Source organism: Salinispirillum marinum (genome assembly GCF_042650105.1).
Taxonomy (GTDB): Bacteria; Pseudomonadota; Gammaproteobacteria; order Pseudomonadales; family Natronospirillaceae; genus Salinispirillum; species Salinispirillum marinum.
Genome location: NZ_JBHSAL010000005.1, coordinates 165,741 through 177,975 on the forward strand (window position 1 = coordinate 165,741; position 12,235 = coordinate 177,975).

Annotated in this window: 11 protein-coding genes; 2 read left to right on the forward strand and 9 right to left on the reverse strand. The window is 51.9% G+C overall.

Features of this window, described 5'->3' with window-relative positions; genetic code table 11:
- Positions 1 to 6: 6 nt before the first annotated feature.
- The gene (locus ACFOSD_RS14225; protein ID WP_380697713.1) at positions 7 to 1,320 is read right to left on the reverse strand and encodes an MFS transporter; all 1,314 of its coding nucleotides are present in this window, start codon (positions 1,318 to 1,320) and stop codon (positions 7 to 9) included.
- A 224-nt stretch (positions 1,321 to 1,544) separates the two neighbouring features.
- The gene (locus ACFOSD_RS14230) at positions 1,545 to 1,667 is read right to left on the reverse strand and encodes a hypothetical protein (protein ID WP_380697715.1); all 123 of its coding nucleotides are present in this window, start codon (positions 1,665 to 1,667) and stop codon (positions 1,545 to 1,547) included.
- Positions 1,668 to 1,827: 160 nt separating this feature from the next.
- Here ACFOSD_RS14230 and ACFOSD_RS14235 point away from each other — a divergent pair, with 160 nt between their 5' ends.
- Both ACFOSD_RS14235 and ACFOSD_RS14240 read left to right on the forward strand, forming a co-directional pair.
- Positions 1,828 to 2,559 carry a HupE/UreJ family protein gene (locus ACFOSD_RS14235; RefSeq protein WP_449329101.1) on the forward strand — a complete coding sequence of 244 codons (732 nt, stop codon included), beginning with the start codon at positions 1,828 to 1,830 and terminating at the stop codon, positions 2,557 to 2,559.
- Positions 2,560 to 2,573: 14 nt separating this feature from the next.
- Complete coding sequence (locus ACFOSD_RS14240; RefSeq protein WP_380697717.1) at positions 2,574 to 3,263, forward strand: hypothetical protein; 690 nt, start codon at positions 2,574 to 2,576, stop codon at positions 3,261 to 3,263.
- Positions 3,264 to 3,418: 155 nt separating this feature from the next.
- On the opposite strand, the gene pnp is transcribed toward ACFOSD_RS14240, so the two are convergent.
- The 7 genes from pnp to rimP all read right to left on the reverse strand — a co-directional run bounded on the left by pnp (position 3,419) and on the right by rimP (position 11,939).
- Positions 3,419 to 5,548, reverse strand: a complete 2,130-nt coding sequence (gene pnp / locus ACFOSD_RS14245) for a polyribonucleotide nucleotidyltransferase (RefSeq protein ID WP_380697719.1) — start codon at positions 5,546 to 5,548, stop codon at positions 3,419 to 3,421.
- Between the two features lie 182 nt (positions 5,549 to 5,730).
- Positions 5,731 to 6,000: a 30S ribosomal protein S15 gene (gene rpsO / locus ACFOSD_RS14250; RefSeq protein WP_380697721.1), complete on the reverse strand. Its 270-nt coding sequence runs from the start codon at positions 5,998 to 6,000 to the stop codon at positions 5,731 to 5,733.
- A gap of 76 nt (positions 6,001 to 6,076) precedes the next feature.
- Positions 6,077 to 6,982 (reverse strand): tRNA pseudouridine(55) synthase TruB, encoded by a 906-nt coding sequence (gene truB / locus ACFOSD_RS14255; protein WP_380697723.1) that lies wholly within the window; start codon positions 6,980 to 6,982, stop codon positions 6,077 to 6,079.
- Complete coding sequence (gene rbfA, locus ACFOSD_RS14260; RefSeq protein WP_380697725.1) at positions 6,963 to 7,376, reverse strand: 30S ribosome-binding factor RbfA; 414 nt, start codon at positions 7,374 to 7,376, stop codon at positions 6,963 to 6,965. The genes truB and rbfA overlap by 20 nt, the downstream gene beginning before the upstream one ends.
- A gap of 1 nt (position 7,377) precedes the next feature.
- Positions 7,378 to 9,936 (reverse strand): translation initiation factor IF-2, encoded by a 2,559-nt coding sequence (infB, locus tag ACFOSD_RS14265; protein ID WP_380697727.1) that lies wholly within the window; start codon positions 9,934 to 9,936, stop codon positions 7,378 to 7,380.
- 23 nt (positions 9,937 to 9,959) lie between these two features.
- Complete coding sequence (gene nusA, locus ACFOSD_RS14270; protein ID WP_380697729.1) at positions 9,960 to 11,453, reverse strand: transcription termination factor NusA; 1,494 nt, start codon at positions 11,451 to 11,453, stop codon at positions 9,960 to 9,962.
- Positions 11,454 to 11,480: 27 nt separating this feature from the next.
- Complete coding sequence (gene rimP, locus ACFOSD_RS14275; RefSeq protein ID WP_380697731.1) at positions 11,481 to 11,939, reverse strand: ribosome maturation factor RimP; 459 nt, start codon at positions 11,937 to 11,939, stop codon at positions 11,481 to 11,483.
- Positions 11,940 to 12,235 lie beyond the last annotated feature (296 nt).

Consider the following 12,235-nt stretch of genomic DNA (forward strand, 5'->3'; position numbering starts at 1 on the left):
TTCGTTTTAGTCCGTATTGTTCGGCCATGTTTGGTGCAAATGATCAATCACGAAGTGATGGCTGTGTCGGTGCGCGGTGTCGGCTATATGTGGATGATCTTTAGATAAATTGAAGTGGGTATGCGCCAAGGACGGCGAATCATTTACTGGCCACAGGTAGATTGCACAACCCAAACAACACAAGACTAAAACAATTAACACGATCAGAGTCATTTGAAGTCCCGCCCATGCACCCAACCACCCGACCAAAGGATAGGCCACCAACCAGCCTGTGTGTGACAACGAAAACTGAGCCGCAAATAAAGCTGGCCTGTCATCGGTGACGGCCGAACGTGTAAGCAATCGCCCTGTCGGCGTTTGCACGGTTGAATAGCCCAAGCCTAGCCAAAACCAGACCACCAAAAGGTATAGAAATTGGTCAGTCATTAGCGCCGCAACTAGGCCAACCGACAGGAGAGCACCACCCACCAACATCACCGAACGGTCGCTCCATCGGCGTATCGCCTTGGGTATCAGCAGCGCCGCCAGCATTGAACCACCGCCAAAAGCCGCAAAGGCTAACGCCGTCGACTGCTCACCGAGATTCATCACGCCCTGAACCCACACCACGGTGTTCACGATCACCATTGCCCCGGCCAAACTTACCAAAACGTTTAGGGCGACTAGGCTTTGCAATCTCGGCGTAAAACGAAAGATCGTGAAACCTTTTGTCAGCCGCTTGGAAATCTTTTGCCTGTCCGTTGACCTACTGCTGTTAGGCAAGGCGACTGATACGACCAACAGTGCAGAGGCAGCGAAGCCCAAGGCCGTTCCCAAAAAAAGTGCCTGGCCACTCACAATCAACAACAGCGTAGCCGCCAAGATTGGACTGACTAAGTTTTCTATGTCGTAAGCCAACCTGGAAAGGGACAGTGCCTTTGTATAGTCATCTTCATTCGGAAGCAGTTCTGGCACGGTCGATTGGAAAAGCGGGGTAAATGCTGCGGAAGCGGACTGAAGAATGGCAATAACAACATAAATTTGCCACGTTTCAGCGACGAACAACAACAGAACAGCAGCGAGTACGCGAATAACGTCCAATGAAACCAGTAAAAACCGCCTCGAAAAGCCATCAAGCACGGCTGTCGCCAATGGCGCAATGAGCACGTAAGCCAGCATTTTGATCGCCAACACGGTACCCAATACTTGCCCTGCTGACATACCCGCCTTGTCGAACGCCAATAAGCTCAACGCCATGGTTGCCAAGCCTGTTCCCAGTAAGGCCGTAACCTGAGCAAAGAACAGATGGCGATATGCTCTTACACGCAATACAGACAACATGAGTGTTGGAAACCTTTATGAATAACGTGTGATCGTATTCGCATTACCCGTGTTTTTCCAATGGCGATTTTGTGCCAAAATAGCCTCGTTTGTTATTCATTGGCCTAACGAGATTATTCATGACCCGCAAGCGGTGCCGCCCCATTGCTTTTTTGCTGCTGGCAATTGTCGGGATGTGCTTATCGGAAATAGGCCAACTCTCCGCCCATGCTACCGATGAGTTATCAGAGGTCACCACAAGGGTGCATCATCATGGCCATAGCCATGAAATCTTGACTGTTGAGCGTACCGTTGATAGCACCCATCAACATGATCATCACAATCATACGCATGAACCGGCGGGTCAACTGATCACCAGTCTCGTGTTAAACCTTACGACCCAAGTTAAAAAACCTTTGGCACTGGTTGAAAACGTGCCCGATAGCCCCCTTTATTTATGGAAACGCCCGCCACGACTCCGGTCTTGAAAAGATAACCGATCTTATTTCTTAAAATTGGAGTTTCATCATGTCAACCATGCTTGGCCGACAGGGATGGGCGTTAAGCTCATCTCTTAAATATTTTTTTCTTGCACTCGCCCTCATTACAGGTCTTTTTGGGCTCAGTGCTGACGTTTTTGCCCATGCCGTGGCCGAAGGGGACAAGGGATACATACAGGAAATTACCGGCGTAAACCTGATACCCTTTATCTATCTTGGCGCAAAACACATGGTGACGGGCTATGATCACCTACTGTTTTTGCTCGGGGTTATATTCTTTCTCTACCGCATGCAGCACATCGCCATCTACGTGAGTTTATTTGCCATAGGACATTCCACCACCATGCTGCTGGGTGTCTATTTTAACATCGGCATTAATAGCTACTTGATTGACGCCATCATAGGATTTTCAGTGGTCTACAAAGCGCTGGATAATCTAGGCGCCTTCCAGCGCTGGCTTGGCTTTCAACCGAACACCAAAGCCGCCACGTTAATCTTTGGCCTTTTCCATGGTTTTGGTCTCTCGACGAAAATTATCGAGTACGAGATCTCGCCGGACGGACTGGTGCCTAACCTCCTCGCCTTCAATGTTGGCGTCGAAATTGGTCAATTGTTGGCGCTTGCGATGATTCTTATCGGCATGTCATTTTGGCGTAAAACGCCCAGCTTTTTTCGCCATGCCTATACAGCCAACGTTGCCATGATGAGTGCCGGCTTTATGTTGGTCGGCTATCAACTCACTGGCTATTTCGTCATCTAATTTAGGAGAATTCTATGTACAACCAAGATATGCCCACCCGTCATGAGCTGCCGAGCAGTAAACAGCTTATTCGTTCCACCATCATTGCAGCCGTTGTTGCCGCAGTGCTCCTCGTTACGGTTGTTCTTCCGGCTGAGTACGCCGTCGACCCCACCGGTATTGGTCGCACATTACGCCTAACAGAAATGGGCGAAATAAAGCTGCAACTGGCCGAAGAAGCTGAAGCTGATCGAATTGCGCAAGCTGCGTTGCCGCAAACCCTGCCGCAAGAAGAGACCGTAGTTACGAACAGCAGCTCAAACATCGTAGCGTCAGCGCCTACCGCCTCGGCAATCGCGGAGGACACCGCAGACACCCCGGCAAGTGAAACCCTCACCGTTCAAGATACGGTGTGGCGAGACGAAGTGCGCGTAGTCTTAACACCAGGCCAGGGCACAGAATATAAACTTACGATGGAAAAAGGGGCCGTAGCGCGTTTCTCTTGGGTCGCGGAGGGTGGCCCGATTAATTTCGACACCCATGGCGACGGTAACGGACAGTCCATTACTTACGAGCGGGGCCGTGGTGTTGATGCGGATGAAGGTGAACTAACCGCTGCCTTCACCGGCAATCATGGTTGGTTCTTTAGAAACCGTAACGACAACGATATAACCTTGATTCTGTATACCGGCGGTGCCTACGGTGAACTGAAAAAGATGATCTAGCGCGGTAGTGCTTCTATAGGGGACATTGCCAGCAAGTGCTCCTCGGTAATCGCTCCTGCACTACTCTACCTCCGGCATCCAGGCCGTCCCTAGACATAAAAAGCCGGTGACATTGCTGCCACCGGCTTTTTTATCGAACAGTGAATGCGCCTAGATTAAGCGTCAGCAACCGCAGCCAAAGCGGCAGCTTTTTCTTCTTCAGACACTTCTTTGATGCTCAACTTCACGCGGCCACGCTGGTCCACTTCCAGCACTTTAACCACGACTTGCTGACCAACGGCCAGTTCTTCCGAAACGCTTTCCAAACGACGCGGTACGATTTGCGAGATGTGTACCAAGCCGTCGCGCTCACCCAAGAAGCGAACAAACGCACCGAAGTCAGCGATACGAACCACTTCACCGACATAGATAGCGCCGTCTTCAGGATCAACCGCGATGGTTTCAACGCGCTTACGAGCCTGATTTACGGCTTCTTTCGTTGGTGCGTAAATCCGAACACTACCGTCGTCTTGAATGTCGATATCCGCGCCGGTTTCGTCACAAATGCCACGGATGGTCGCGCCGCCTTTACCGATCACATCACGGATTTTCTCAGGATCGATTTTCAGCGATACCATCGAAGGTGCGTTGTCTGGCAGTTCTTCACGAGAAACGGTGATGACTTTGTTCATCTCACCCAGAATGTGCAAACGAGCGGCCAAAGCCTGCTCCAGTGCTTGTTCCATAATTTCTTCGTTGATGCCCTGGATCTTGATGTCCATCTGCAGCGCGGTAATACCTTTAGCCGTACCCGCTACTTTGAAGTCCATGTCACCCAAGTGATCTTCGTCACCCAGGATATCCGTCAATACGGCAAAGCCGGACTCTTCTTTCACCAAGCCCATCGCAATACCCGCAACCGGAGCCTTCAAGGGCACACCCGCATCCATCAAGGCCAATGAGGTACCACACACAGACGCCATGGAAGACGAACCGTTTGATTCGGTGATTTCAGACACCACGCGAATGGCGTACGGGAAATCTTCCACCGAAGGCAATACCGCTTCAACACCACGACGCGCTAGGCGACCGTGACCGATTTCACGACGACCGGTGCTGCCCATACGGCCACACTCGCCCACTGAATACGGAGGGAAGTTGTAGTGCAGCATGAAGTGGTCGGTATGCTTTTTGTGCAGCATGTCGAACATCTGCGCATCACGCATGCTGCCCAGTGTTGCGACCACAATCGCCTGCGTCTCACCACGGGTGAACAAGGCACTGCCGTGCGCACCGGCCAGGACGTCAACTTCAACTTCAATGCCACGCACGGTCTTGTTATCACGACCATCGATGCGCGGCTCACCGCTCACCACACGCTGACGAACCAGTTTCTTTTCCAGCTTGGCGAATACGCCTTCAACTTCTTTGCTTGACGGCGCGTCTTCCGCGTCGGTGGCAAATTGTTCAACGGCGGCACTGCGCAACGTATTCAGTGCGTTGTAGCGTTCCATTTTGTCGGTGATGCGATAGGCTTCGCCGATTTTGTCCCAATATGCAGAGGTTACTTGATCAATCAAGGCCACGTTATCAGCGGCAGGTGCCCAGTCCCAATGCTGCACATTAGCTTTCGCAGCGAATGCCTTGATGGCACTGATGGCGACCTGCATTTCTTCGTGAGCAAACAACACAGCACCCAGCATTTGGTCTTCGGTCAACTCAGCGGCTTCGGATTCCACCATCAAAACCGCATCTGCGGTACCGGCAACCACCATGTTCAACGCAGAATTTTCTAAGGTGCTGTAGGACGGGTTCAACAGGTAACCTTGCTCAGCCGTGAAACCAACACGCGCCGCGCCGATAGGGCCAGCAAAGGGTACACCACTGACGGCCAATGCCGCAGAAGTGGCGATCAAACCACAGATATCGGGATCAACATCGTTGTCGGCCGACATCACGGTCACAACAACCTGCACTTCGTTCATGAAGCCTTTCGGGAATAACGGACGAATAGGACGGTCAATCAAACGTGACGTCAGGGTTTCTTTTTCCGAAGGACGACCTTCACGCTTCAAATAACCACCGGGGATTTTACCGGCCGCGTAGTATTTCTCGATGTAATGCACCGACAGAGGGAAGAAATCCTGGCCCGGTGACGGTGACTTGGCCGCGGTTACCGCTGCCAATACAGACGTTTTACCAATGGTACAGACCACCGCACCGGCGGCTTGACGGGCAATCTTGCCTGTCTCCAGGGTGACGGTGTCATTACCGAACGTAAAGGTTTCTGTAATCGCTTTTAACATAGTGTTTCCTCAGTTTCGGGCAACCGAGCGCTTCTAAGAATTAGCCCCTTGCCCTACGACACGGGTCGCGGGTAAGGCCAATTGTTAGAAGCACTCACGCTTGAGCTGCCTCAGTACAAAAATTAACGTGCTCTTTGTGGCACGCCACAAACAAAACGGGCCCCAGCGGGGCCCATTTTATCTTAACGACGCAGACCCAGACGCTTGATCAGAGTTGCGTAACGGTTAAGATCTTTCTTCTTCAGGTAGTCCAGCAACTTACGACGCTGGTTTACCATGCGAATCAGACCACGACGGCTGTGGTGATCTTTATGGTTGCTTTTGAAGTGACTTTGCAGACCGTTGATGTTGTGCGTCAACAGGGCAACTTGCACTTCTGGAGAACCGGTATCACCTTCGGCTGTTTGGTATTCTTTTACCAACGCCGCTTTTGCTTCAGCAGTTAATGCCATTGTAAAGCTCCTAAGAACATGCGGTTAAGTAATCGGGCAGCACCGTGCATGTTTACAGTACGCCTTCCGGCGCGCACTATAGCAAATCTGTCTGCACAAGGCGACGACATTTCAGCATGTGCGCTGGGGTTATTTCACCCAAGCCAATAAACTTTTCGTTACGGTAGATACGCACCTCACCGGCAGCGTTGGTCGGTGCAACCGACACACTGATACCATGTTTGACCGCCGCAAACTGGGTGTCATCCAAGGTATAGATCGGCAGGGTGGTAATGCAGGCATCCACCGGCAGCAAGGCCGCGAGGCGTTGTTCCTCGGTCATGGCTTCGAGGTCGGTCAAAGTCACTGCCTGCGCGATGGCGAAACTACCGTGTTCCAACCGACGTAAGCGGGCGACATGCGCCAGCGTTCCCAGTGCGGCCGCCACGTCTTCTACGAACGAACGGACGTAAGTCCCTTTGCTGCAGGTCAGCGTTATATCCAGCCAATCGTCACCCATAGCATCCAATTGACTGTTGAAAATACGCACCGTTCGACGCTTGTCCGGGATAGGCTTGCCTTCGCGGGCCAATTCGTAAAGTTTTTTGCCTTCGTGCTTTAACGCGGAATACGCTGGCGGGGTTTGCTGCATTTCACCGATAAACTGGCGACGTAGCAAAGCCTGCACGTCATCGGCAACCAAGGTTGGAATGCGCGCTTGCGCAATCACCGCACCATCGGCATCGGCGGTATCGGTTTGAGCCCCTAATTGAGCGCGCGTTTGGTAGGTTTTGTTGGCATCCAACAGGTACTGTGAATACTTGGTTGCATCACCAAAGCACAACGGCAGAACGCCGGTCGCCAACGGGTCTAATGCCCCCGTATGGCCACCTTTGTTTGCCCCCAGCAGCCGTTTAACGCGCTGCAGGGCTTGGTTCGATGTCATGCCAGCGTCTTTGTCGAGCAACAAGACGCCATGAACGTTATTCGGTTTCCGTGCCATCGTCTTCCGCTTGTTCACCCAAGCTGCGATCACGCTGACGGGCTGAATCGATCAACCGCGACAACGTCTGGCCACGTTCAACGCTGTGGTCATAGTGAAAGCGCAATTGCGGCATAACCCGCAAGCGAATACCACGCGACAGTTCCATGCGTAAGAACCCGGCCGCGTTGGTGAGCACTTCTTCGGCCGCTTTCTGTTGTTCCGTTTCATCCCCGTCCAACGAGCTCAGCGCGGTGAAGTAGACTTCACTGTAGCTCAGGTCTTTAGACACTTTCACGGCATTGATGGTCACCATACCCAAGCGCGGGTCTTTCAACTCGCGCTGGATAAGGGCCGCCAGATCCTTCTGAATCTGGTCGGCAATCCGATCGGTCCGGCTAAAATCACGCGGCATATCAGTCGATACTCCGCGCAATTTCTTTCACGTCGAACACTTCGATCTGGTCACCGGCCTTCACATCACGGTAATTACGTACGCCGATACCACATTCCATGCCTTGGCGAACTTCCTGTACGTCGTCTTTAAAGCGCCGTAGGGATTCCAGCTCACCTTCATAAATCACGACATCATCACGCAATACACGGATTTTCTTGTTCCGGTAGACCGTGCCATCGATGACCATACAGCCGGCAATTTGACCAAACTTCGGCGAATTAAACACATCGCGCACCTCGGCCAAACCAACGATATCTTCCCGCAATTCAGGCGACAACATACCGTTCAAGGCGGCCCGTACATCGTCGATCAAATCGTAGATTACGTTGTAATAACGCAGATCCAGATTGTATTTTTCAATGATGTCTTTGGCTTGACCCGTCGCACGGACGTTGAAACCGAAAATAACCGCTCCTGAGGTAGCAGCCAAATTGGCGTCGGATTCGGTAATACCACCGACACCACCCGCGATGATGTTCACGCGTACTTCTTCATTGCCCAACTTGAGCAGTGAGTTTTGCAGCGCTTCCAAAGAGCCACGAACGTCCGTTTTCAACACCACATTAAGGGTAGAGACTTCGCCTTTGCCCATGTTGGTGAACAGATTGTCCAGTTTGGCTGCTTGTTGTTTGGCCAACTCGCTTTCACGCAGACGCTCACGGCGGTGTTCGGCGACTTCACGGGCTTTCTTATCCGATTCAACCACCACAAATTCTTCACCGGCGTCTGGCGTGCCATCCAAGCCCAGAATCTCAACCGGGATAGACGGGCCTGCCGAGGTAATTTGGTTACCGGCTTCGTCCAACAAGGCACGAACACGACCGGATGCATCACCCGCCAGTACGATATCGCCTTGTTTCAGGCGACCACTTTGCACCAGCAAGGTGGTCACTGCGCCACGACCTTTATCCAACTTGGATTCGATAACCACGCCTTTGGCCGGGCCATTGTCGTACGCTTTCAACTCCAACAATTCAGCTTGTAACAAAACGGCATCCAGCAAGTCATCTATGCCCATACCGGTGTGCGCAGAAACACGTACAAATTGCGTGTCACCGCCCCACTCTTCAGGCACGACATCTTTGGCCGCCAGTTCGGAGATCACACGGTCGATATCAATGCCTTCTTTGTCCATCTTGTTGATGGCAACGACAATCGGCACGTTACCGGCCTTGGCATGTTGAATGGCTTCGGCGGTTTGTGGCATCACGCCGTCGTCCGCTGCAACAACAAGAATAACGACGTCCGTGCACTGCGCACCACGCGCCCGCATGGAGGTAAAGGCTTCGTGTCCAGGCGTGTCAAGGAAGCTCACCATACCTTTCGGCGTTTCAACATGGTAGGCCCCGATATGCTGCGTAATGCCACCGGACTCACCGGAGGCCACCTTGGTGCGACGGATGTAATCCAGCAACGAGGTTTTACCATGGTCAACGTGACCCATGACGGTGACCACGGGAGCGCGCGCTACCATTTCGCCATCATAGCTGATTGACGCATCAAGACTCTCTTCCATCTGGTTGTCGGAAACAGTCACGAACTTATGACCCATTTCTTCAACCACCAAAATGGCCGTGTCTTGATCTAAAACTTGGTTGATGGTCGCCATAACGCCCATCTTGAACAGCATTTTGACCACTTCAGCGGCTTTAACCGACATTTGTGAGGCCAGATCCTGAACCCCAATCGTTTCGCCAATCCGCACTTCGCGGACCATAGGTGCTGTGGGTTTTTCAAATTGGTGTTCGCGCTTGCTCTTATCGCGCTTGCGCTTACCTGCACGGCGCGCACCGCCTTCACCATCATCGTCCAATAGGCCCATGATTTGTTGGTGGCGGTTACCTTTATGCCGCTCTTGCTTCTGTGGTGCCGGTGCACCTTTTACCTTTTTGGCCTTAGCTTTGGCGTCATCGCTGTCGTCATCCAATACCGGCGTTTTCTTGACTTTATGCCGATCTTTTTTCTTTTCGGCATCGGGGTCAGGAATGGCCTGGTCAACTTCCGGCTCAGCCTTCGGCTTGGCCTCTGACTTAGACTTTTCCGCAACCGCTGGCGCTGATTCTTCAGCTACCTTCTTCTGCGCGGCAGCTTCTTCCGCTAAACGTTTCTCTTCCGCTGCACGCGCTTGTGCTTCTTCCAAGGCCCGTTGTTCGGCTTCGCGACGCAGCTGTTCTTCCGTACGCTTGTCGGTACTGTCTTCCGTTGGTGCGTCAGACACCTCGTCACGCTTCACATACGTGCGCTTCTTACGCACTTCAATGTTTACGGTTTTACCTTTACCACCACCAGAGGCTTTCAGCTGGGTGGTTACCTTACGCTTCAAGGTAATTTTTTGTGGGCCATCCGTTTGCTCACCATGGCTTTTCTTTAAAAAAGCCAACAACATTTGTTTCTCAGCGTCAGACACCGCATCAGACTCAGTTTTATGTTTGAGCCCTGCTTCGGTCATCTGTTTCAACAGGCGATCTACCTGCGTACCAATACTTTCTGCCAGTTGACTGACGGTTACTTCTGCCATAATTCTTTCTCTCCCCTAGCCGCTTACTCTTCGTCGAACCAGGATGCACGGGCTGCCATAATCATGGACCCTGCTTTTTCTTCATCCAACTCGTCAATATCAATGAGGTCATCGATCGCCTGCTCGGCTAAATCGTCAACCGTCACAATGCCCTTGGCCGCCAGTTTGAGGGCCAGTGGGCGGGTCATGCCGTCCATCGCTAATAATTCATCTGAGGGGGTAGCGGACTCCAATTTTTCTTCCGATGCCAATTCACGGGTTAACAATACGTCTTTTGCCCGACCACGCAGCTCGTTGACCATATCTTCGTCAAAGCCGTCGATGTTCAGCATTTCATCCAATGGGACGTACGCTACTTCCTCAATAGAGGTAAATCCTTCTTCAATTAATACAGTCGCTAATTCCTCGTCGACCCCTAAACCTTCGGTAAACAACGCCAGCAAGGAACCCAGTTCTTGCTCATGCTTACTGTTGGCTTCTTCTTCCGTCATAACATTGATGGCCCAACCGGTTAGCTGGCTGGCCAAGCGTACATTCTGTCCATTGCGGCCGATGGCGATGGCGAGATTATCTTCGGTAACCGCCACATCCATGGTGTTGGTTTCTTCGTCCATCACGATCGACGCCACTTCTGCGGGCGCCAAGGCGTTAATGACCAACTGCGCCGGGTTATCATCCCACAACACGATATCAACACGTTCGTTGCCCAGCTCTCCGGATACCGCTTGGACACGCGAGCCGCGCATACCAACACAGGCCCCGACAGGATCAATGCGCTTATCATTCGTGTTCACAGCAATTTTAGCGCGTGAACCGGGGTCACGGGCACAAGCCATGATCTGAATAACTTCTTCATGCACTTCCGGCACTTCAATGCGGAACAGCTCGATCAACATTTGGGCACTGTTACGGCTCAATACCAACTGTGGGCCGCGCGCATCTTCGCGTACACCATCCAATACGGCTCGAACACGGTCGCCAATGCGAAAGGCTTCACGCGCGATCAGGTGTTCACGGGGCAAAATGGCTTCGGCGTTGTTACCGAGGTCAACAATAATATTGTCTCGGGTAACTTTTTTGACATTCCCGTGAATAATTTCACCCACACGCGATTGATATTGTTCAACAATCTTCATGCGCTCGGCTTCACGGACCTTCTGCACGATAATCTGCTTGGCTGCTTGAGCCGCGATACGCCCGAATTCTTCGTTTTCGATCTGCTCTTCAAAAACGTCGCCTTCTTTCAGAGCAACATCAATCTCTGCACTCTCTTGCAGGTTAATCTCCGAGCCCAACGTAGGGACACCTTCGTTAGAAACGACCGTCCAACGGCGAAACGTCTCATACTCACCTGTCTTACGATCAATCGCTACCCGGATGTCTGCTTCTCCATCGTCGTCAAAGCGCTTTTTGGCTGCAGTAGCCAGAGCGAGTTCAATGGCCTCAAAAATGACGTTTTTATCCACGCCTTTTTCGTTTGCCACTGCGTCTACGACCATCAAAATTTCTTTGCTCATGTGTCAGCCTCGACCTTTATCCGTCGGTTAATCTTCAAAAACAGGCACGATGTTCGCCTTGTCTATCTGTTCAAAAGGTAAAAGATATTCAAACTCGCCGTGCTGTAACACGATGTGCTCGTCTTCTACCCCAGCAATAATGCCTTCGTACTTACGCTTACCTTCAAAAGGAAACTTCAAACGTATTTTTACCATGTGACCTTCGAAGCGCTGATATTGCGCCAAGGTGAACAATGGCCGGTCCATACCCGGAGAAGAAACCTCCAGTGTGTAGGCGTTGGTGATGGGATCTTCGACATCGTAGACCGCCGCTAACTGATGGCTTACCGATGAACAATCTTCGACCTTAATGCCGTTCTCGTGCTCAATATAAATACGCAAGGTGCTGTGCTTACCCTGCGCGGAGTATTCTACGCCCCAGAGCTCAAAGCCGAGGCCTTCAACCACCGGCTGGCTCAATGTGATAATTTCGTCTACTTTTGCCATATTCTCTTCACAATATCAGTGCCACCCTAGGATGATCACCCGAACCCGCACGGTGTGTGCCGGTGAAATAAAAAATGGGCCCTTGGCCCATCCTAACAATGCACGCCACTACCCAGTCGACTCAGCGCCATCAGCCAGATGGGTAATAAAAAACCCCATAAAGGGGTTTTCTGAGCGCTCTCTGACACTACCAGCTCAGACAGCTTACTTGGCGTGGCAGCGTCACAAGCCTGAGCGTTCAGGCTCGCACTCGCCGCAAAGACAGCCTGACTTATTTAACGACTTAACAGGCAAGT